Consider the following 21829-nt stretch of genomic DNA (forward strand, 5'->3'; position numbering starts at 1 on the left):
TCGGTCAGTGGGTCGCCTGCTCCAGTCGGATGCGCGCGAGGACCTCGTTGCGGAGCTCCTCGGGCGCGGTCTCCTTGCACGCACGGCGGACCGTCTCGATGAGGACGACGCCGACGCGGTGTTCGGTCGTGCAGTCCTCGCAGTCCTCCATGTGCTCACGGATGTCCGCGGCGTCCTCGCCGCGGAGCTCGCCGTGCAGGAACTCCTCGAGCTCGGCCTTCGCCTTCGAGCAGTCGCAGCCGCTCATCGCGCTTCCTTCCCTTCGACGCGACCCGAGGTCGCGGCAGCCTTCCGGCCCCGTCCGCGCATCGTCGCCGTCGACGCTGCGTCCGGGACGATGCCGGTCTCACGTGCGTGGTCCGCCAGGAGCCCCCGGAGGAGCCGGCGACCACGGTGCAGACGGCTCATGACCGTCCCCACCGGTGTCTTCATGATGTCGGCGATCTCCTGGTAGGAGAACCCCTCGACATCGGCGAAGTAGACGGCCATCCGGAAGTCCTCCGGGATCGCCTGCAGCGCGTCCTTCACGGCGGAGGACGGCAGGTGGTCGATGGCGTCGGCCTCGGCGGAGCGCGCCGAGATCGACTGGGTGACGCTCTCCGCGCCGCCGAGCTGCCAGTCCTCGAGCTCGTCGATCGTGCCCTGGTAGGGGTTGCGCTGGTTCTTGCGGTACGTGTTGATGAACGTGTTCGTGAGGATCCGGTACAGCCAGGCCTTCAGGTTCGTGCCCTGCTTGAACTGGCGGAACGCGGCGAACGCCTTGACGAAGGTCTCCTGCACGAGGTCCGACGCGTCGGCGGGGTTGCGCGTCATCCGCATCGCCGCGCCGTACAGCTGGTCCATGAACGGCAGCGCCTGGTCCTCGAAGAGTCCACGGAGCTCGGCTTCCGACACGGTCTTCGCGTCGACCGGCTCGGCGTCGGCGTCGGCGTCCAGCGCGTCGTGCTCGTCCGACACCGCGTCGAGCTGCGCCTCGGTCTCCTCGACGAGGTCGTGCGGTGCTGCGTGCGGTTCGTCGGTCGTCATCGCCCCCGAGTCTAGGCCGAGCGTGGTGCGCTCGGTCGGCACGGCGGGTCTCGACCGTACGAGTGTTGCTGTCGCCAATGATCCTCCCGGTGCGTTCAGTACCCTTGTGAACCGATGGCAGCCACGACGCATTCCCAGTCCCGGACCGAGCCCTGGATCGCACCGCTCGCACGCGGTCCCCTGCGCGGCGACGTGTCGCTGCCCGGGTCGAAGTCGCTGACGAACCGGGAGCTCGTGCTCGCCGCCCTGGCCGACGGCCCCTCCACGATCCGGCTGCCGCTGCACTCCCGCGACTCGGCGCTGATGGTCCGGGCACTGCGGGACCTCGGCGTGGGCATCGACGAGGTCGACCCCGAAGACGGTGCGGCCCCGAACCCCTACGGCCCAGACCTCCGGATCACGCCCGCGCCGATGCACGGCGGCGTCCGGGTGGACTGCGGGCTCGCCGGCACCGTGATGCGCTTCCTGCCGCCGCTCGCCGCCCTGGCCGTCGGCGAGGTCACCGTCGACGGCGACCCGTACGCCCGGAAGCGCCCGATGGACGCGATCATCCGCGCGCTCGTCGACCTCGGCGTCAACGTCACCGACGACGGGGGCGGTGCGATGCCCTTCACGTTCACGGGGACCGGCTCGGTCCGCGGCGGCGCCCTCACCATCGACGCGTCGGCCTCGTCGCAGTTCGTCTCCGGGCTGCTCCTGTCCGCGCCGCGCTTCGACGAGGGCCTGCACCTCACGCACGTCGGCGAGCGGCTGCCGAGCATGCCGCACATCGAGATGACCGTCGCCGCGCTCCGTGCTCGCGGCGTCACCGTCGACGAGCCGTCGGTCGGCGAGTGGGTCGTGCACCCCGGGCCGATCGCGGCGCGGGACACCACCATCGAGCCCGACCTGTCGAACGCCGCGCCGTTCGCGGTCGCCGCGCTCGTCGCCGGCGGCACCGTCCGCATCCGCACCTGGCCCCGCGAGACCACGCAGGTCGGCGCCGACCTCGAGACGCTCCTGCCCCTGTGGGGCGCGACCGTGGCCCGCGACGGCGACGACCTGGTCGTCGACGGCGGCGTCGGGATCCTGGGTGGGGCCTCCTTGCCGGGTGTCGACCTCGACCTGAGCCGCGGCGGCGAACTGGCACCGGCGCTCGTCGCGCTGGCCGCGCTGGCCGACGGGCCGAGCGAGATCACCGGGATCGGCCACCTGCGGGGGCACGAGACGGATCGTCTCGCCGCGCTCGCGGCGGACGTGAACCGGTCTGGAGGCGCGGTGCACGAACTCGACGACGGCCTGCGCATCGAGCCCGCCGCGCTCCACGGCAGCGACTGGGGCGCGTACGACGACCACCGGATGGCGACGGCCGGAGCCATCGTGGGCCTCGTCGTCGACGGTGTCGCCGTCGACGACATCGGGTCGACGGCGAAGACGCTGCCGCAGTTCCCGTCGTTGTGGGCCGACCTGGTCGCGACCGGCGCCGGCACACCGGATGCGGAGCGCTGACCCGATGAGCTGGTGGGACGACGTCGACGGCGACGACACGGACGCGGACGAGCCGTACGGGCAGTACGACGAGTCGAGCGTCCGGGTGCGGCCGAACCCGAAGGGCAACCGCCCGCGCACGAAGGTCCGGCCGACGTACGACGACGCGCCGACCGGGTGGGTGACGAACGTCGACCGCGGCCGCTTCGGCGTCCTGGTCGGCGACCAGGTCATCACCGCGACGAAGGCCCGTGAGCTCGGCAAGAAGTCCGTCGTCACCGGCGACACCGTGTTCCTCGCCGGCGACGTCTCCGGCGAGCCGGGGTCCCTCGCCCGCATCGTCAAGGTGGCCGAGCGCACCACGCTCCTCCGCCGGAGCGCCGACGACACCGACGAGGTCGAGCGGGTCATCGTGGCGAACGCCGACCAGATGCTCATCGTCGTGGCCGCCGCCGACCCGGAGCCGCGCACCCGCTTGATCGACCGGTACCTCGTCGCCGCGTTCGACGCCGGCCTCGACCCGATCCTCTGCATCACGAAGACCGACCTCGCCGACCCGACGCCGTTCCTGGCGCACTTCGCGTGCCTGTCCCTCCGGATCGTGACGAGCCGCGCGGACGACGTCCCGTTCGAGGCGCTGCACGAGGTCCTCGACGACAAGGTCACCGTCACCGTCGGGCACTCCGGGGTCGGCAAGTCCACGCTCGTGAACGCCCTCACCGGGTCCTCACGGGCGACGGGCGTCGTGAACTCCGTCACCGGGCGCGGCCGGCACACCTCGTCGTCGTCGATCGCGCTGCAGGTGCGGGACGGCGGCTGGATCATCGACACCCCGGGCGTGCGGTCGTTCGGCCTGGGGCACGTCGACCCCGCGAACGTCTTCCGGGCGTTCGCCTCGCACGCGGTCCCAGTGCGGGCGCCGGCGGACGGCATCCCCCTCGACCAGGCCCACGACTGGGAGATCGTCGACCGGGTGCAGGACGGCGAGCTCGGTCCGACCGGGGTCGAGCGGCTGGACTCGTTCCGGGCGCTCCTCACCGGCATGGGCGCGTCCGACCCCGGCACGGAGTAGGCGCGGCGCGGGCGCGGGGCCCTGCGCGCCAGTGTGCGAGGTTCCACGCAGTGTGGGACGCCGGTGCCCTCGCACGGAGGACGAAAGCTCGCACGCTGCGGGACGGGCCTCGCACCGTGCGAGGCATCGAGCACGCGCCGGTCCGGGTCCGCAGTGTGCGAGGTTCCGCGCAGTGTGGGACGCCGCAGCCCTCGCACACTGAACGAGGGCTCGCACGCTGCGGGGCGGGCCTCGCACGGTGCGAGGCAGCGAGCCCGCGCGGAGCCCGGGTCGACAGGTGTGCACCGGCGTTGTACAGTTGCCCTTCGTGTCTGAAGTTGCAAAGTACAACTTTGCGCCGACCCCCGCCGTCGACGCCCCGTCCTCCACCATGACGACAACGACGTCGCACGTGCACACCTCCCCCACCCCGTCCCACTCGCACGCCGCACCCCGCACGCCCCGGGGACCCCGGCAGCCCTCGGGCCCGTCGACGCTGCACCCCACCGGCCTCGGCCGCACCCTGCTGGGCTTCGGATCGCACATCCTCGTGCCACTCTTCCTCGCCGTCGGCATGGGCCTGGCCTACCTCGGTGCCTTCCACGCCCCGACCCCGCACGACCTGCCGGTGGGCATCGTCGGCCAGGGCGCCGCGACCCAGGTGTTCGCGCAGACCGTCACCGACCGATCCGACGGCGCACTCGTCACGCACGTGGTGTCCTCCACCGCCGAGGCCGAACGACAGGTGCGCGACCGCGACCTCGCGGCGGTCTACGCCCCCACGGCCACCGGTGCGACGCTCTACGTCTCCACGGCGGCGTCCGAGACGACCGCGAGTGCCGCGCAGAAGATCTTCATGCCGATCGCGTACCAGGCGCACCTGCCCTTCACGGTGCAGGACGTGGTCCCCTCGGGCGACCAGGACACCACCGGTCAGGGGCTCTTCTTCCTCCTGGTCGCGCTGAGCGTCGGCGGGTACGCCTCCGCGATCGCCGTGGCCGCGTTCGCCACCCGGCTGCGTCCGCTCTGGACGGCGGTGATCGGCCTGGCGACCGCCGGGGTCGTCGCCGGCATCGGGATCCTGATCGCCGGACCGGTCTACGGGATCATCACCACGCACCGCTGGGAGATCTTCCTGTTCGCCTGGATGTACGACGCGATCATCGTCGCGCTCGGCGTGGGGCTGCACCCGCTGCTCGGCCGATGGACGACGCCGATCCTCACGATGCTCTTCGTGATGCTCAACTTCACGTCGTCGGGCGGCATCTTCCAGCCCGCGTTCCAGCCGGGGTTCTTCGCCGGCCTCAACACGTTCTGGAGCGGCGCCGCGTGGTTGCAGGCAGCGCAGGACCTGCAGTACTTCCCGGGTGCCTCGCTCGGCCGCTCGTCGCTCGTGCTGGCGCTGTGGCTCGCCGCCGCGGTGCTGCTCTGCGTCGTCGTGCACGGTCTCGTCGCACGTCGTGCCCGGATCGCCCGTGAGCGCGAGGTCACGGCGCTGGAGGAGGAAGAGGTCGTGGCGGCCTAGGACGCTACGCTGACCGTCGTGGACCTCAGCGCCGACCTGGACTTCGCCCGTTCCCTCGCCGACACCGCAGACGCCATCAGCCTCGCGCGGTTCCGTGCGGCCGACCTGCACGTGTCGAAGAAGGCCGACAGCACGCACGTGACGGACGCCGACCAAGCCGTCGAGCGGGCCCTCCGCGAGCGTCTGGCGGCAGAGCGTCCCGATGACGCGTTCCTCGGCGAGGAGACCACGGCGGACACCGGCGCCGAGGCGCTGAGCGAGGGGCACCGGCAGTGGGTCGTGGACCCGATCGACGGCACGGCGAACTACCTGCGCGGCGTGCCGGTCTGGGCGACGCTCGTCTCGCTCGCCGTGGACGGCCGACCGGTGCTCGGCGTCGTGAGCGCCCCCGCCCTCGGGAAGCGCTGGTGGGCGGCATCGGGGCAGGGCGCGCACTCGTTCGACGGGCCGCTCCGGGTCTCCGGTGTCGGCGACCTGGCCGACGCGAGCCTGAGCTACAACAGCATCCAGCAGTGGGACGACGACGACCGGCTGGACAGCCTGATCGAGTTGTCCCGGAAGGTCTGGCGAACCCGGGCCTACGGGGACATGTGGTCGTACATGCTCGTCGCCGAGGGGGTCCTCGACATCGCCGGCGAGCCCGACCTGAAGCCCTGGGACATGGCCGCCCTCGTGCCGATCGTCGAGGAGGCCGGCGGCCGGTTCACCTCGCTCGACGGCGACCCCGGTCCCTGGCACGGCAGTGCCCTCGCGACGAACGGCCTCGTGCACGACGCCGTGGTCGACGTCATCCGTCGCTGACGGACCCGCGCCGCCACCGCGACCCCACTTCCGCGGGACAGGGGCCACCAGGTCCGACGGGAGGGGGACGCCGATGTCCCCCGAAACGGACTGATCTGTCCACCATGTCACCCCCGTGGGGGTCACATGGCCCCCCCGGACTGGGGGCAGCGGGGGCCGGATCAGATTGCGGAGACCGGCCAAGCGGGTCGAGACCTGAGTTACCTTTCTCTCAGGCGACAGGTCAGGAGCCGCATCGGAGTCCCTAGCTCCGAACGGAACCAGACCGGTCGTGCTTCGTCCGAAGACCCTAACCCGAGGGGTGATACAGACGATGACTTCATCGTTCCCGAGCGGAACCGAGTGCACCCTCACTCGTCAACCGCATTCCACTACCGACAGCTCCGGCGCGCGTTCCCTCGCCGCCCCACGTCCGGCCATCCACGCGGCGAACCACCGCGTCGGCAGCCGTTCTCTCTCCGCCGCATCCGCTTCCGGGCCCGGAGGCCGGTGAGTCATGGGACTCACCGGTCGCCGTCTCGAGGTCGACCGGATCGCGACCCTTGCTGTACTCCCTCGTGAGTCAGCGATGGTCGTCGTCGGCGACCCTGGTTCCGGACGCAGCAGCGTCCTCGACGCGGTCTCGAACCGCGTCTCCCTCCCCGTCGTCCGCGTCGGCGTGAACGGGAGCGAGTCCCACTGGCCCCTGGCCGGCGTGACGTCGCTCTTCACCGCACTCGACGACCCCCGGGCGACGGCACACATCGCGCACCTCCTGCAGGGCAGTGCTCCCGGTGACCGGCAGACGCCGGGGCTGGCCGCGGCGCACGACTTCCTCGATGCCGTGCACGCCCTCACCCTGCCGCCGACCCTCGTGCTGATCGACGACCTCGACCGGATGGACGTGGAGAGCCAGGAGCTCATCGCGTTCCTCGCGTCACGGCTCGCCGGCACCGCACTCCGGGTCGTCGCGACGGTCCGCACGGTGCCGTCGGACGGACCGCTCGCGGCCCTGCCGATGCTCCGGATCGAACCGCTGCCCGCGGACGAGGCACTCGTGCTCGCCCGTGCCATGGCCCCCGAGGAGGCGAACGACGGCGTCCTCGCGGTCCTCGCCCAGGAGACCGGCGGCAACCCCGGCGCGCTGCAGGAACAGCTCGCCGTGCTCAGCCGCGAGCAGCTGAACGGCTCCGAGCCGCTCGTGCTGCCGCTCCGCCCGACGCCGACCACCGAGGCCATCGCGGCCCTGGCGCTCGGCTCCGTTGCAGGACGCGATCTGGACGTCCTCGCACGACTGGCCCTCGTCCCCGTGGCGAAGGCCGCCGGGTGGGACCGTGACGAGCTCGACGACCTGGCCGACGCCGGACTCACGTCCGTCAAGGGTCAGACCGTCACCGTCCGCGACCCCCTGGTCCGTTCCGCGCTGTACTGGCGGATGCCGGCCCGGGACCGTCGGGCCGCCCACACGGAGCTGGCCGCGGCGAGCGCCGAGTCCGACCCGCGTGCGACGGCCTGGCACCGCAGCTTCGTCGACGACGTCCCCGACGTGGTCGCGCTGCTCCGTGCGGCACGGTCGTACGTGGCGGACGGCAACGCGCAGGCGGCGATCGTCCTGACCGAACGTGCGCTGCACGTCGGCGGCGGCACCGAGGACGAGCACGCAGCGCTCCTCGGGGTCACCGAGGCCCTGCTCGCGAACCGGTTGCTCGGCTTCGCGGCGCGGTACCTCGCGGCGATCCGGCCGTTCCGGGCGATGTCCGACGAGACCCGTCGGCTCCGCCTGGAGTACTCGGTGCAGTACCTCAGCGGCGATGCCGTGCACGCGGACGAGCTCCTCGTGCCGGCCGACCCGGAGGACGCGGTCGAGGCCGACGCCGTGGCGGGACTGCTCGCGATGGTGGCCTGCTTCCGGGCCGAGGCCTGGGAGCTCGACCACGCACGGGACCTCCTCGCCCGCGCCGAACCGCTCAGCCGGTCGGCGTCCCCGCACACGCTGGAGATCACGACGACGGCACGCGAGCTCATCGCCGCCGTCGACGGGACCCTGCCGGCCGATGCGGAACTCCACGACGGTCTGTCCAGCGCGACGCTCCTGACGATGTCGGAACCCGCCCTGCTGCTCCTCGCCCACGCGCTGAGCATCGCCGAGCGGTACCGCAGTGCCCGCCGCGTCTTCGCCCTCGTCCTCGCCCGGGGACAGGAGGCGCTGCCGGTGTGGACGGAAGCGGCACGCTACCTGTCCGCCGAGAACGAGGTGCGCTCCGGGAACTTCCGGCAGGCGCTCCGCGCGATCGACGTGTGGGAGGCCGGTTCGTCGGTCGTCGAGCGGCTCCGTGAGCCGTCCCGTGCGATCGCGATCGCGTGGCGGCACTTCGCCGAGGGACGCTCCCCCGAGGCGCTCGAGGTCATCGACCGGTGCCTCGCACAGCGCTCCACGAACCGACTGTGGGGCGCGACCGCCAAGCTGCACGCCCTGCGCGGCCGGGTGCTGCTGCTCGACGGCCGGATCGACGAGGCCGCCGCGTCCCTGGAGGCCGCCGACGCCATCGGCCGGTCGCTGCGGAACCCGGCGGTCCTGCGACACCTCGGCGACCTGGTGGAGGCGTACACGCGCCTCGGCCGGATCGACGACGCCCGCACGATCGCGGCCCGACTCGCAGCCGACCACCACTCGCGTCCCTCCCGCTGGGGTGCGCTGGTGCTGGCGCGGAGCCTGGCCCTCGTCGCCGACGACACCACCCGCGACACCGCGCGTCGCCGTGCCCTGGAGCTGTTCCAGCCGCACGACTCGCAGTTCGAACGGGCTCGGACCCTCGCGGCGCTCGCCGCGGTCGGGAACCCGACGGAGCGTCCGCGGCTCGGTGCGGCGGCTGCCGCGGCGTACGAGGCGGCGGGGCTCCGGCGTCCGCTCGCGACGCCGGCGGCGACGGTCGCGATGCCGTCGTTCGGTGCTCCGTCGTCGCTGCGCTCCGGTCCGGTGCTGTCCGCGTCGATGCCCGGGACGCCCCGCAGCGCGCCGGACGCGTCGGCGGTGCTCACGTCGCTCACCGCGGAGGAGCGCGCCGTCGTCCAGAAGGTGACGGAGGGGTACCGCAACCGCGAGATCGCCTCGTCGCTGTTCATGTCCCAGCGGACGGTGGAGCTGCGCCTGACGCAGATCTACCGGAAGGTGGGAGCGCGGTCGCGGTCGCACCTGGTCGCGCTGCTCACCTGATCTGGACACGACCGTCCGTCGGACGGGAGGCCCGGTACCAGCTGGTACCGGGCCTCCCGTCCGTTCCGGGGTCACCACCGACCCCCGTGGGCCGCTTGCGGGAGACCGCACGCGTCCGCATCCGCGCGCACCCCGCGCGCGGGGAACCGCAAGAGCGACCGACGACCGTTGCCGTGTCACCGACGCCGGGTGAGGCTTCTGGTGCACCGACCGCCGTGTTCCTCCGGGAACCAGCCCGTGGTACCCCGTCCGGTACCCGAACCGTCGGCCCACGTACGCCGTCGTCCGTCCTCGCCTGATCCGAGGACGGGCGGCGGTCCGGGCCGGCGGACCGGACGCACGGCAGACCCGACGGCGGTCGGTGCCGACCCGCTCCCCTCCCCCGCTGCCTCCCCACCCGAAGGGACCCCAGATGTGCGGCATCATCGCGGCCCGCGTCACCGACGACGCGACGCCCTACCTGCTCGACGGCCTCGAGCGACTCGAGTACCGCGGATACGACTCCGCCGGGATCGCGGTCCGCACCGCGTCCGGCCGGAGTGAGACGATCCGCTCGGTGTCCCGCGTGGGCGACCTCCGGACGCTGGTGTCCGCCCGGTCCGGCGACGCGCTCACCGGTGTCGGCATCGGCCACACCCGCTGGGCGACGCACGGCGTGGTCCGGGAGACGAACGCCCACCCGCACGCCGACTGCTCCGGCCGGATCAGCATCGTCCACAACGGCATCGTCGAGAACGCCGACGAGCTGCGGGCGAGGCTCGAACGGCAGGGCCACGTGTTCGCGTCGGACGTCGATTCGGAGGTCATCGCGCACCTCGTCGAGCGGGCGCTCGCCGTCGACCCGGACCTCATGCTCGCCGTGCAGATCGCGACCGCGCAGCTCGAGGGCTCGTGGGCGATCGTCGTGCTCGACGCCCGGGACGGCCGCATGGTCGTCGCCGCGCAGCGCTCGCCGCTGGTGGTCGCACGGTCCGCCCGCGGCGACTTCGTGGCGAGCGACATCGGTGCGATCGCCGAGTGGTGCGAGACCTTCGTGGCGCTCCGCGACGGTGACGTCGTCGAGCTCGGCGAGGCGTGGACGTGGTCCTCCGCCGGGGTCACCGTGCCGGTGCCGTTCCCGACGCCGGCCCCGTTCGCGGCGACCGCGCTCGAGCTCGGCGAGCACCCGGACCACATGGCGAAGGAGATCGAGGAGCAGCCCGCCGTGGTCACCTCGATCCTCGACCGTGTCGCCCGTCGGGCAGCGGACGGCAGCATGTGGGTCGGCCTCGGACTCCCCGGCTTCCACCGGCTCGCGATCGTCGCGTGCGGCACCTCCCTGAACGCCGGACAGGTGATCGCGACGGCGCTGCGCGGCATCGGCGGACTGCCCACCGACATCGTCGTCGCCAGTGAGGCCGACCAGGCCGTCCTGGGGACCGGGACCCTGGTCGTCGCGATCAGCCAGTCCGGTGAGACCGCCGACGTGCTCCGCGCCCTCGACCGGTTCGAGGACCGTCACCCAGTGCTCGCCCTGACGAACAACGTGCACTCCTCGCTCGCCCGCCGCGCCGACGCCGTGCTCGACTGCCACGCCGGCCCGGAGATCGGTGTCGCCGCGACGAAGACGTTCACGGCGCAGGTCGTCGTCGGGGTCGCCGCGATGATCTCCGCGATGGTCGCCTCCGGCCGGATCGACCCGGCGCGCGCCGCCGCGCTCGTCGCGGAGCTGACCGACCTGCCCGCACGGATCGACCACGCTGCGGCGATCGCCGCCGACCGCATCCCGCTGCTCGTGTCGAGCGTCAAGGAGGCCACCGGTTTCCTGTTCCTCGGGCGCGGCGCCGGGCTGCCGTACGCCGCCGAGGGTGCACTGAAGCTCAAGGAGCTCAGCTACCGGTGGGCCGAGGCGTACCCGGCCGGTGAGCTCAAGCACGGGCCGCTGGCGCTCGTCGACGACGGCACCCCGGTGGTCGTCGTGGACCACGGCGAGCACCGGCTGCAGGCGAACATCGCCGAGGTCCGGGCCCGCGGCGGCTTCGTCATCACGATCGGGGGCGAGGGGTCGGACATCCCGGCGCTCACCCCGCGCGCGCACGGCGACCTCGCCTGGGGCCGGGCGACGGCGCCGTGGGGACCGCTCGAGGCGGTCGTCCCGCTCCAGATGCTGGCCCGCGAACTCGCGCTGCAGCTCGGCTGCGACGTCGACAAGCCGAGGAACCTCGCCAAGTCGGTGACGGTCGAATAGCCAGGCACACGCACATGAACCGGTTGACGGTGTTCCTCGCCGTCCTCACGGGCCTCGCCATCATCGCGACGATCATCGTGGTCTCGGTGGCGTTGGTCCCGTCGCTGTTCGACTGAGCGGGTCGTTCGGCTTCCTCCTGGCCGGGGCTGCGATCCTGGTGCCTTGACCACCGCAGCCCCGTCCCTCGTCTTCGTCGCGCTCCTCGTCGGCGCCGTCCTGCCGTTCGTGCCGTTCGTCGGTCGGGTGGCCCGCATCGCCGCGACCATCGCGCACGAGGTCGGTCACGCGGTCGTCGTCGTCCCGTTCGGCGGCCGGATCCAGCGCATCGAGCTGCACCCGGACGGGTCCGGCGAGGCATGGGTGCAGCTCGGCCGGGTGCCGGGCGGGATCCGCTGGCTCGTCCGGGTCGTCAACCTGTACGCCGGGTACAGCGCGCCGTTGTGGGCCGGTGTCCTGCTGGTCACCGGCGTGCTGCACGGGTCGCGGTGGGTGCCGGTCGTCGTGCTCGGGGTCATCGGGCTGGTGGCGCTGGCGTTCGTGCGGAACTGGTTCGGGATCCTCGTGGTGCTCGGCTTCGACGCGTTGGCGCTCTGGGTGGCGCTCCGGCCGTCGGAGACCACGGTGCTGGTCGTCGCGGCGGTCGGGGCGTTCTTCGTGGTCGACGGGCTGCGCTCGGTGGTGCAGGTCGCACGGTGGCTGCTCACCGGGGCCCGGGTGCAGACCGACTTCCAGATCGCCGCGGCCGAGATGCGGGTGCCGGCTGGGCTGTGGTTCGTGCTGTTCGTGGCGGTGAACGCCGCGGCGGTGTGGTTCGCGCGCGTCCCGCTGCTCGAGGTGTGGGCGACGGTGGCGGCAGGCGTGCGCGCCCTGTTCTGACCCGCGGTGGTTCCCGCTCGACGCGTTGCCCGAGGGGCTCGCGCCGGGGCTGCGCGCACGCCTGGCAGCGGTGGTGACGTCGGTCGCCCAGCGCGACTGACAGCCGGACTGGAGGCGCGTGGCGCGTCCGCCCCGCGCCTCCCGTCCGGATCGCGCGCTACTCCCAGGGGCGCTCGGCGAGCTCGGCGGGGTCGAAGACCCGTCCGCCGGCCACCACCAGCGACCGCGGGACGCGGCGCACCAGCGCGTCCATCGGGTTCTCGGCGTCGACGAGCACCACGTCCGCGCGTGCTCCGGCGACGAGGTCGTGCACCTCGCCCGTGACGAACCGGGCGCCGTCGCGCGAGGCGATCTCGACCACCCGCAACAGGTCCTCGTCCCGCACGACCCCGCCGGCGCGGGCGTACTGCCACGCGATGCCGAGCACGTCCCCATCGCCGTAGGGGCTCCACAGGTCGCGGATGCCGTCGGTGCCGAAGCCGAACCGCACCCCGGCCTCGTCGAACTCGTGCAGCGGCAACTGCCGGAGACGGACCGGGGCGACGGTCGTCATCGTGACGCCGAGCCCCGCCATCCGGGCGAGCAGGTCGCGGCGCCGGACCGGGTCGACGTCGACGATCGCGAAGCCGTGCGCGACGTTGACCTTGCCGGGCGCGATGCCGAGCCGCTCGACGCGGTCGAGGACCAGGTCGAACGCGAACGCCCCGAGCTCGGCGGGTTCGTGCAGGTGGACGTCGATCCCGCACCCGGTGTCGGCGGCGATGTCGAACACGCCGTCCAGCTGGCCGACCGGGTCGCGGTCGATGAGCGACGGGTCGAGCCCACCGATGTGGTCGACACCCGTCTCCGCCGCACGACGCAGCAGGTCGAGGACGCCGGGCCGCCGGAGCACGCCGTCCTGCGGGAACGCGACGATCGACAGTTCGATCGCGTCGTCGAGCGCGGACGCGGCGGCCCGGACGGCCTCGATGCCGCGGAGCCCCAGCCCGAGGTCGACGTCGACGTGGGTCCGCACCCGGGTCGTACCGGTGCGGAGCGACTCGCGGAGCACCCGCGTCGCCACGGCCTCGCCGGGGATGCCGAGCGCGTCACGACGGGCTCGCTCGTGGGCGATCCGGCCCTCGGTGCCGCCCTCGCCGCCGTAGGACTCCCACGGGTGCCCCCACCAGCTCTTGTCCACGTGGGCGTGGGTGTTCACGAGGCCGGGGAGCGCGAGGTGACCCTGCCCACGGACCTCGGTGGCACCGGCCGCCGGCACCGTTCCGGGGGCGGTCACCTCGGCGATGCGGGACCCGGCGACGACGACGTCGGCCCGTTCCCCTCCCCACGGTCGCACGTCGCGGATGATCAGGGTCACGTCGTCGTCCACCATGCCCCCACCGTAACGGGACGCCGCAAACCGGTGGGACCGCGGGAAGCCTGCGAGAGTACCGGCACGACCACGGCAGGAGGACGACCGATGACGGACGAGGAGCACGGTTTCGCGACCGAGCAGGTGCACGGCGGGTTCCAGCCCGACGCGGGCCACGGCGCGAGGGTCCCGGCCATCCACATGTCGTCCGGCTTCCTGTTCGAGGACTTCGACCAGGCCCGCGACCGCTTCGCCGGCACCGACGACGGCTACACGTACACGCGGCTCGGGAACCCCACGAACGCCGACGTCGAACGCCGCGTCGCCCTGCTCGAGCGCGGCGCGGAGTCGATCCTCGTCGGCAGCGGTCAGGCCGCGGCCACCATCGCGTTCCTCGGGGTCCTGCAGGCCGGCGACCACGTCGTCGCCGCGCGCAGCATCTACGAGGGCACCAAGGGCCTGCTCGTGCAGAACCTCGGTCGACTCGGCATCGAGGTGGACTTCGTCGCCGACCAGCGCGACCTCGACCAGTGGGCCGGCGCCGTCCGACCGAACACGAAGGCGTTCTTCGCCGAGACGATCCCGAACCCGAAGAACGACGTGCTCGACGTCGCTGGGGTCGCGGGCGTCGCGCACCGCGCCGGGGTCCCGCTCATCGTCGACAACACGCTGGCGACGCCGTACCTCGTCCGACCGTTCGAGCACGGCGCGGACATCGTCGTCCACTCGGCGTCGAAGTTCCTGTCCGGGCACGGCGCCGGCCTCGGCGGCGTGGTCGTCGACGGCGCCTCGTTCGACTGGTCGGCCTCGCCGGAACGCTGGACCCACCTGACCCGCCCGGAACGGTCGCTCGGCGGCGAGAGCTACGTGGAGCGCTACGGTCACCGCGCGTTCGTCGTCTTCGCCCGCGACGTCATCGCGTCGCGCATCGGCCCGACGCCCTCGCCGTTCAACGCCTTCCTGCTGCGCCAGGGCATCGAAACGCTGTCGCTGCGCGTCGAACGGCACAGCGCGAACGCGCTGGCGATCGCGTCCTTCCTGGAGGACCAGCCGGAGGTGACGAGCGTCGACTACGCGGGTCTCGCCTCCAGTCCGTTCCACGACCTCGCCCAGCGCTACCTGCCGCGCGGTGCCGGGTCCGTGTTCGCGTTCACGCTGGCAGGCGGCGAAGCCGCCGCACGGACCTTCATCGACACGGTGCAGCTGTTCAGCCGGATGACCCACCTCGGTGACGTCCGCTCGCTGATCCTGCACCCCGCGACGACGACGCACGCCGGCAAGACACCGGAAGAGCGCGCCGACCAGGGCATCGACGACGGGCTGATCCGCCTGTCGGTGGGCATCGAGGACGTCGCGGACCTGGTCCGGGACCTCGAGCGCGGCTTCGCCGCACTGCGCGGCGCGGGCCGGGAGGCACTGCTCGATTCCGACGCGGAGCGTGCGTCCCTGGAACACTCGGTCCCGGGAACGCACGTGATCGCGGAGGAACTCTAGGCAATGGCGGAACTGCAGCACTTCGGGTACTTCTTCTCGCGCGGCTTCGGCCCGCAGGCGTGGGGCCGGTCCGACTGGGACTGGGGCCACGACTGGACGAAGCCGGACCTGTACCAGCAGTCCGTCCGCGCGCTCGAGCAGGCGGGCATGGACCTCGTCATCGCCGAGGACGCCATCTCGCTCGGCAACCCGTCGACGCTCGACCTGCGCATCCGGCAGGCGTACGGCGGACCGAAGCACGACCCGCTGCTGCTCGCGCCGTACCTGTTCGCCGCGACCTCGCACATCGGCATCGCACCGACCGTGAACGCCGGGTTCACGCCGCCGTACCTCGCCGCGCGACAGTTCGCGACGCTGGCGCACCTGTCCGGCTCGCGCCTGGGCATCAACGTGGTGACGGACACCGGGAGCGCTCGGCACGCCGGACGCTCGCCGCTGCCGCACGACCAGGCGTACGACCGCGCCGAGGAGTGGATCGGGCTGCTCCGACGCCTCTGGCACTCGTGGGGTGACGCCGGGTACGTCGGTGATCCGTCGACCTGGCACTTCGCGGACGGCGACGCACTGGACGCCTTCCACCACGAGGGCACCTACTTCACCGCCGACGGCCCGCTCAACGCCCTGCCGCTCGACAGCGACCCGGTGGTGGTCTCCCCCGGCGGGTCCGGGCGCGGGCTCGCCTTCGCGGGGACGCACTCGGACTTGCAACTGGCACTCGCGCCGCTGTCCGCATCGGCCGTGCGCGACTACCGCGCCCGGATCGTCGACGCCGCAGCAGCCGCGGGGCGGAGCGCCGCCGACCTGCGCGTCCTGTTCGTGCTGAAGCCCGTGATCGTGTCGTCCCCCGAGGAGGCCGACCGGGTCGTCGAGGCGTCCCGGCACCCGTCCGACGACGACCTCCGCACGGCGGCGATCGCGTGGTCGAGCGACTCCGAGACCGACCTGCTGTCCCTCGACCTCGACGCACCGATCCCCGCCGGCACGTTCGGCGACCACGTGTCCGCCGGCACGATCCGCGGACTCGTCGGGGACACCCCCGACGCGCCGCTGCGCACGCTCCTCACCCGGAAGGCACGCGCGGGACGGGTGTCGGCACGCGAGGGCTTCGTCGGCACGGCCGACGAGTTCGCCGACTTCATCGAGGAGCTCGGCTCGGACGCCGACAACGACGGGGTCATCTTCTCCGGCGACCTGCACCCGGCGCAGGTGTACCGGATGTTCGGCGACCTGGTGCCGGTCCTCCGGCGCCGTGGGCTCCTGCGACGGGAGTACGGCGCCGGAGGGATCCGGGCGAACCTGTTCGACTTCTGACGGTCAGTGGTGGACCGGCTCCACCACCGTCGTCTCCTCGACCTCGCGGACGTCCTCGGCGGTGCGGAGGATCTCCTCACGGTCGGAGGCGGAGTTGATCGCCCAGTAGTAGATGATCAGCGAGAAGACCGCCACCACGACGATGTCGACCCACAGCGGGAACACCGGGTGCGTCAGCGGTCCGAAGTCGCTGAGGAACACGATGAGCCCCATGCCGATCAGGTAGGGCAGCAGCCACTGCGCCGCCTTCCAGTCCCACCGGGGACGGACGCTGGACGCGCCGCGGAAGACGTTGTTGAGGATGATCACCGCGGCGCCGATGAGGATCGCGACGCCGAGCTTCCAGTCGGTGTCCCACCCGGTCCAGAGGATGATGAGGTTCGCGACGATGAACGCGATCGGTGACAGCACGGTCGCGGCGGGCATCCGGTACGGACGCTCGATCTCGGGGATGCGCTTCCGGAACGCCCCGAGGGCCAGCGGCGCCCCCGCGTACATCAGCACCGAGGCGCTCGTGATGAGGCTGACGAGCCCCTGCCACGACGGGAACGGCGCGAAGCACGCACACCCGACGACGAACGCCACGATGAGCCCGACCCACGGCACGCCCTGCTTGGTCGTCCACTCGAACGCCTTCGGGAAGTAGCCGTTCCGGCTCAGACCGTACGAGATGCGCGACGTCGCGGTCACGTAGATCAGACCGGTACCGGCCGGCGAGATGATCGCGTCGATGAAGATGATCACGGCCAGCCAGGTGATCCCGGCCGCCATCGCGATGTCCGCGAACGGACCGGTGTACTTCGTGAAGTCCGCGGTCGCCCACGATCCCTGGATCGCGTCGGAGCGCAGGACGCCGAGGAACACGACCTGGAGCAGCAGGTAGATCACGAGCCCGATGAGCACCGAACCGATGACGGCGCGCGGGATGTCGCGCTTCGGGTTCTTCGCCTCACCGGCGAGCTGGTCCGCCTGCTCGAACCCGAGGAACGCGAAGATGATGCCCGAGGTGGACACCGCGGCGAGGATGCCCTTCGCCCCTTCGGGCATGAAGCCGTTCGCCGCCGTGAAGTTCGAGCCGTGGAAGCCGCTGAACGCCAGCACGATGATGACCAGCAGGGGGATGGCGACCTTCCACCAGGTGGCGGCGGAGTTCGTGTTCGCGAGGATCTTGACGCTCAGCATGTTGATCACGGTCACGACCGCCATCAGCACCACGGCCACCGCGATCCCGGCACCGGTCAGCAGCTGCTGCGTCTCACCGTCGACCGTCGTCGTGTGCAGCCACGGGTGCGCGAACTGCCAGTGCTGCGCGTACTTGATCATCGCCTCGACCTCGATCGGGGCGACCGTCACGGACTGCAGCCACGAGAACCAGCCGAAGGACGCACCGGCGACGCCGCCGAACGCGATGTGGGGGAACCGCGCTGTTCCGCCCGCGATCGGGAACATGCCGCCGAGTTCGGCGTGCACGAGTGCGAGGACGAGGATCGCCACGCCACCGATGAGCCACGAGATGATCGCGGCCGGACCGGCGGTCTTCAGCGCCTCCTGCGAGCCGAAGAGCCAGCCGGAGCCGATGATCGACCCCGTCGAGGCCCAGATGAGCCCGATGAAGCCGACGTTGCGCTTGAGGCCGGAGTCCGGCAGCGCCTGTGTCGTTGTAGCCACTGTTGCTCCTGTCGAGAGAACGCGGCCCCGCGATCGGGGGTCGCGCTCATCGACTCTGGCACCGTGACAGCAGTTTCGCCGGATTGTTTAACACAATGGAAACAAATGTGCTGTACAAGCACTCAGGCTACTTCTTCTTGGACTTCTTCTTGCCGTCGTCCTTCTTGGACTGCTTCTTGGCGCCGTCCTTCTTCTTCTTGTCGTCCTTCGCCTTCTGCTTGCCGTCGTCCTTCTTCTTCTTGCTGGACTTCTTGTCGGCCTGTTTCTTCGGCTTCGCCGCCGCCGGCGCCGGCGCCGGCTCCGGCTCCGACTCCGGCTCAGGCTCCGGCTCCGGCGACTCGACGCCGTCGACCGGCTCGACGACCACCGCGCTGCCGGTGTCCTCCAGCACGTCGACCGCGTGCTCCTCCACCACCGGGGCGAGGGCGTCGTCCACCCGCTCGACGACGAGTGACGCCCCGTCCTCGGCGAGCCGCAGCAGCGCCTGCGCGGCACGGACCCGGGTCGTGGTCCGGCGCGCGAGCACGTCCGCACGGGCGCCCTCGAGGAACGCGCGCAGCGAGCGCTCGACGACCGAGCGCCCACGCGGCGCCGAACGGTCGAGGCGGTCGAGCTCCCCGGCCACCCCGGCGACGTCGCCCTCGACGTGTTCGTGTCGCACCGACTCGACGAGCGCCGCGATCGCCGCCGCACCCCGTTCGACCGCCGCCGACCGCTGGTCGAGCACCACGAGCATCTCGATCACCGACCCGTACGTCACCGTCTCGAGGCGGACCGGTTCGGCACCGCGACCACGGATGACCAACCGGGCGTCCGGTGTGGGGAGCCAGGTCGCCAACGCGGCGACGGTCGCGACCGAGGCCACCGCTCGCTCGTAGTCGGCGAGCACCACTCGTTCCTGCTCTCGCAGACGGACTCGGATCGCGATCTCCTGCACCACGCGTGGACCTCTCGTTCGGGACCGGTGCGGGCGTGTTCCCGCGCCTGACCCGGATCGTAGTCCTCGTGGGTGGCTCGACGGAGAACGCCCCGGCATCGTCCAGGGACGGTGTCGGGGCGTTCGGGTCGTACAGCGTGACAGCGGCTCGACGTCCGGCGAATGGTGGAGATGGGGGGAATCGAACCCCCGTCCATCGCTGCAATTCGACGTCTTCTACGGGCGTATCCGGATGATTCGTTCTGCTCGGCCCCGTCCTTTGCTACCGGCTTCTAGGACGACGGGCCCAGTCTCAGTGCAAGTCCCGCACGGCCCTGAGGCGCAACCGTGCAGCAAGTCCTCTGGATGACGCCGGAACTCAGGTTAGAAGACGATCACCTGGCCGACGGACTTCATGTGCTGGGCTGCTTACGCAGCGAGAGCGAAGTCAGTGCGCTTGGAATTGGCACTTGTTGTTTTCCACGGATCGTTGACGAGATGACCGTGGGTCCTCGGCCCGCTTCCCGTCGGCACACAGGCAATGTCGAAACCGATCATCCCCATGCGGGCCGGACGTGCGAGCCGCTGTCACGCTGTTGAATTGCCAAGGCTCCTCGCGGAGCAGTCCCTCAGTCTAGTCGACTCGGAGGTGTGACGCCAGGGTCACTCGCCGAGGCGGTTGCGCGACCGCATGGCACGCTCGGCCTCGCGCTTGTCCGTCTTCTCGCGCAGGGCCTGACGCTTGTCGAACTCGCGCTTGCCCTTCGCGACCGCGATCTCCACCTTGGCGCGGCCGTCGTGGAAGTAGATCTGCAACGGCACGAGGGTGTAGCCGCCCTGCGCGGTCTTGTGGGAGATCTTCACGATCTGCTGCTTGTGGAGGAGCAGCTTCCGCTTCCGACGCGGCGCGTGGTTGTTCCAGGTGCCCTCGGTGTACTCGGGGATGTGCACGGCGTCGAGCCAGGCTTCTCCCCCGTCGATGAAGGCGTACCCGTCGACCAACGAGGCTCGGCCTTCCCGGAGGGACTTCACCTCGGTGCCGGACAGGACCATGCCGGCCTCGTACGTGTCCTCGATGAGGTAGTCGTGACGCGCACGACGGTTCGTCGCCACGATCTTCTCGCCGCGTTCCTTCGCCATGCGTGTCTCCTTCCGGGTGGTCGCTGCGGATGCGCAGCCCTACAGACTACCGAACGCACGACGTGCGGCGCACCTTCCCGGCGCGCCGCACGTCGACCGCGGGGTCAGACCTTGAGGTAGCGGCGGATCGCCACGAACGCCGACAGCGCCGCGAGGAGCACACCGATGACGATCACCGCCGGCACCACGATGGCCGCGTCGCCCATGCCGATGAACGCCGTACCGGAGAAGCGCTGGGACAGGTAGTTCCGGACGAAGAACCACACGACGGCCACGATCGCGCCACCCGCGAGGACCGCCCCGATGGCCGCGGCGATCACCCCCTCGAGCACGAACGGTGTCTGGATGAAGCGGTTCGACGCACCCACCAGGCGCATGATGCCGAGCTCCCGCCTCCGACTGAAGGCGGACAGTCGGATCGTCGTCGCGATGAGGAGCACGGCGGCGACGAGCATGAGTGCCGCGATCCCGATCGCCGTGTACGACGACGCATTGAGCAGGTTGAAGATCGGTTGCAGGTACCCGCGCTGGTCGACGACGCTCTGCACGCCGGCGACCTTCGACAGACTCTCGACGAGGACGTCCGCCTGCGACGGGTTCTTCAGGTTCACCCAGAAGGTCTCGTTGAGGTACTCGGGCTTCACGAACTCGGTCGCGGGCGAGTCCTTGAACTGCTGCTTGAACCGGTCGTACGCCTGGTCCTGGTCCTCGTAGTACGTCTTCTCGATGTACGGCTTGAGGGTGGACGACTCGAGCTGGGCCTTGACCTGCTGGCGCTGGTCGTCGGTCGCCTTCGCGCCGGTGCAGTTGCCCGTGGTGTCGGTGTCCGTGCAGAGGTAGACCGCGACCTGGGCCCGGTCGTACCAGTAGCCCTTCATCTGGTTGATCTGCATCTGCAACAGGATCGCGGTGCCCACGAAGGTGAGCGAGATGAACGTCACGAGGACGACCGAGACGACCATCGACGCGTTGCGCCGCAGGCCCGAGCCGACCTCGGACATGACGAGCCCGAGCCTCATCGGATGATCCCCGGGATGGTCTGGATGCCGGTGGTGTTCGAGACGCCGGCGCCGCGCTGGATCGGGACCGCCTGGGTCTGGTAGCCACCGGACTGCTCGTCGCGCAGGATCGTCCCGTTCGAGAGCTCGATGACGCGGCGCTGCATCTGGTTCACGATGCTGGCGTCATGGGTCGCCATGAGCACGGTGGTGCCTCCCTGGTTGATGCGTTCGAGGAGCGCCATGATGCCCGCCGAGGTCGTCGGGTCGAGGTTTCCGGTGGGCTCGTCGGCGAGGAGGATCGCCGGCTTGTTCACGACGGCACGGGCGATCGCCACGCGCTGCTGCTCACCACCGGAGAGCTCGTGCGGCATGCGGGTCGCCTTGCCGGCGAGGCCGACCAGCTTGAGGACGTCGGTGACGGCTTCGCTGATGAAGCCCTTGCTCTTGCCGATCACCTGCAGCGAGAACGCGACGTTGTCGAAGACGTTCTTGTTCGGGAGGAGGCGGAAGTCCTGGAAGACCACGCCGAGGTTGCGGCGGAAGTACGGGACCTTGCGCGAGGACAGGGCGCCGAGCCGCTGCCCGAGCACGTGGATCTGCCCGCGCGACGGCTTCTCCTCCTTCAGCACGAGGCGGAGGAAGCTGGACTTGCCGGACCCGGACGCACCCACGAGGAAGACGAACTCCCCCTTGAGGATCTCGAGGGAGATGGCGTCGAGCGCGGGACTCGGGTTGCCCGAGTACACCTTGGTGACCTGGTCGAATTTGATCATGACCGGATC

At 71.2% G+C, this 21829-nt stretch carries 17 protein-coding genes and 1 other RNA gene; 9 read left to right on the top strand and 9 right to left on the bottom strand.

Going from position 1 to position 21829, the window contains the following annotated elements; genetic code table 11:
• Nucleotides 1-4: 4 nt before the first annotated feature.
• Both ACRQ4B_RS12920 and ACRQ4B_RS12925 read right to left on the bottom strand, forming a co-directional pair.
• Nucleotides 5-247 (bottom strand): zf-HC2 domain-containing protein, encoded by a 243-nt coding sequence (locus ACRQ4B_RS12920; RefSeq protein ID WP_439691822.1) that lies wholly within the window; start codon nucleotides 245-247, stop codon nucleotides 5-7.
• On the bottom strand, nucleotides 244-1026 hold the full coding sequence (locus tag ACRQ4B_RS12925) for a sigma-70 family RNA polymerase sigma factor (RefSeq protein WP_439691823.1): 783 nt from the start codon (nucleotides 1024-1026) through the stop codon (nucleotides 244-246). The genes ACRQ4B_RS12920 and ACRQ4B_RS12925 overlap by 4 nt, the downstream gene beginning before the upstream one ends.
• Before the next feature lie 114 nt (nucleotides 1027-1140).
• Between ACRQ4B_RS12925 and aroA the strand changes: the two genes are divergently transcribed.
• The 7 genes from aroA to ACRQ4B_RS12960 all read left to right on the top strand — a co-directional run bounded on the left by aroA (nucleotide 1141) and on the right by ACRQ4B_RS12960 (nucleotide 12166).
• Complete coding sequence (gene aroA, locus ACRQ4B_RS12930; protein ID WP_439691824.1) at nucleotides 1141-2514, top strand: 3-phosphoshikimate 1-carboxyvinyltransferase; 1374 nt, start codon at nucleotides 1141-1143, stop codon at nucleotides 2512-2514.
• 4 nt (nucleotides 2515-2518) lie between these two features.
• Complete coding sequence (gene rsgA, locus ACRQ4B_RS12935) at nucleotides 2519-3565, top strand: ribosome small subunit-dependent GTPase A (protein WP_439691825.1); 1047 nt, start codon at nucleotides 2519-2521, stop codon at nucleotides 3563-3565.
• Between the two features lie 370 nt (nucleotides 3566-3935).
• Entirely contained in the window at nucleotides 3936-5069 is a 1134-nt protein-coding gene (locus ACRQ4B_RS12940; protein WP_439691826.1) for a hypothetical protein, read from the top strand.
• Nucleotides 5070-5087: 18 nt separating this feature from the next.
• Nucleotides 5088-5870 carry an inositol monophosphatase family protein gene (locus ACRQ4B_RS12945; RefSeq protein WP_439691827.1) on the top strand — a complete coding sequence of 261 codons (783 nt, stop codon included), beginning with the start codon at nucleotides 5088-5090 and terminating at the stop codon, nucleotides 5868-5870.
• A 496-nt stretch (nucleotides 5871-6366) separates the two neighbouring features.
• The gene (locus ACRQ4B_RS12950; RefSeq protein WP_439691828.1) at nucleotides 6367-9063 is read left to right on the top strand and encodes a LuxR C-terminal-related transcriptional regulator; all 2697 of its coding nucleotides are present in this window, start codon (nucleotides 6367-6369) and stop codon (nucleotides 9061-9063) included.
• 412 nt (nucleotides 9064-9475) lie between these two features.
• Complete coding sequence (glmS, locus tag ACRQ4B_RS12955; RefSeq protein WP_439691829.1) at nucleotides 9476-11290, top strand: glutamine--fructose-6-phosphate transaminase (isomerizing); 1815 nt, start codon at nucleotides 9476-9478, stop codon at nucleotides 11288-11290.
• A gap of 162 nt (nucleotides 11291-11452) precedes the next feature.
• Nucleotides 11453-12166: a M50 family metallopeptidase gene (locus ACRQ4B_RS12960; RefSeq protein ID WP_439691830.1), complete on the top strand. Its 714-nt coding sequence runs from the start codon at nucleotides 11453-11455 to the stop codon at nucleotides 12164-12166.
• A 157-nt stretch (nucleotides 12167-12323) separates the two neighbouring features.
• On the opposite strand, the gene ACRQ4B_RS12965 is transcribed toward ACRQ4B_RS12960, so the two are convergent.
• On the bottom strand, nucleotides 12324-13538 hold the full coding sequence (locus tag ACRQ4B_RS12965; RefSeq protein WP_439691831.1) for an amidohydrolase family protein: 1215 nt from the start codon (nucleotides 13536-13538) through the stop codon (nucleotides 12324-12326).
• A gap of 87 nt (nucleotides 13539-13625) precedes the next feature.
• Between ACRQ4B_RS12965 and ACRQ4B_RS12970 the strand changes: the two genes are divergently transcribed.
• Together ACRQ4B_RS12970 and ACRQ4B_RS12975 are read left to right on the top strand one after the other, a co-directional pair.
• Nucleotides 13626-15011, top strand: a complete 1386-nt coding sequence (locus ACRQ4B_RS12970; protein ID WP_439691832.1) for an O-acetylhomoserine aminocarboxypropyltransferase/cysteine synthase family protein — start codon at nucleotides 13626-13628, stop codon at nucleotides 15009-15011.
• Nucleotides 15012-15014: 3 nt separating this feature from the next.
• Nucleotides 15015-16322: an LLM class flavin-dependent oxidoreductase gene (locus ACRQ4B_RS12975; protein WP_439691833.1), complete on the top strand. Its 1308-nt coding sequence runs from the start codon at nucleotides 15015-15017 to the stop codon at nucleotides 16320-16322.
• A 3-nt stretch (nucleotides 16323-16325) separates the two neighbouring features.
• Here the strand turns inward: ACRQ4B_RS12975 and ACRQ4B_RS12980 are convergent, their stop codons facing one another.
• The 6 genes from ACRQ4B_RS12980 to ftsE all read right to left on the bottom strand — a co-directional run bounded on the left by ACRQ4B_RS12980 (nucleotide 16326) and on the right by ftsE (nucleotide 21820).
• Nucleotides 16326-17990: an APC family permease gene (locus ACRQ4B_RS12980; protein WP_439691834.1), complete on the bottom strand. Its 1665-nt coding sequence runs from the start codon at nucleotides 17988-17990 to the stop codon at nucleotides 16326-16328.
• Nucleotides 17991-18117: 127 nt separating this feature from the next.
• The gene (locus ACRQ4B_RS12985; protein WP_439691835.1) at nucleotides 18118-18930 is read right to left on the bottom strand and encodes a hypothetical protein; all 813 of its coding nucleotides are present in this window, start codon (nucleotides 18928-18930) and stop codon (nucleotides 18118-18120) included.
• Nucleotides 18931-19090: 160 nt separating this feature from the next.
• Nucleotides 19091-19468, bottom strand: a transfer-messenger RNA (tmRNA) gene (ssrA, locus tag ACRQ4B_RS12990).
• A gap of 101 nt (nucleotides 19469-19569) precedes the next feature.
• Entirely contained in the window at nucleotides 19570-20046 is a 477-nt protein-coding gene (gene smpB, locus ACRQ4B_RS12995) for an SsrA-binding protein SmpB (protein ID WP_439691836.1), read from the bottom strand.
• Nucleotides 20047-20150: 104 nt separating this feature from the next.
• Nucleotides 20151-21065, bottom strand: a complete 915-nt coding sequence (ftsX, locus tag ACRQ4B_RS13000) for a permease-like cell division protein FtsX (protein WP_439691837.1) — start codon at nucleotides 21063-21065, stop codon at nucleotides 20151-20153.
• The gene (gene ftsE / locus ACRQ4B_RS13005) at nucleotides 21062-21820 is read right to left on the bottom strand and encodes a cell division ATP-binding protein FtsE (RefSeq protein ID WP_439691838.1); all 759 of its coding nucleotides are present in this window, start codon (nucleotides 21818-21820) and stop codon (nucleotides 21062-21064) included. Before ftsE ends, ftsX begins: the two co-directional genes overlap by 4 nt.
• Nucleotides 21821-21829 lie beyond the last annotated feature (9 nt).

Origin of the sequence: Curtobacterium sp. SP.BCo, assembly GCF_051903265.1 — a bacterium.
Lineage (GTDB): Bacteria > Actinomycetota > Actinomycetes > Actinomycetales > Microbacteriaceae > Curtobacterium.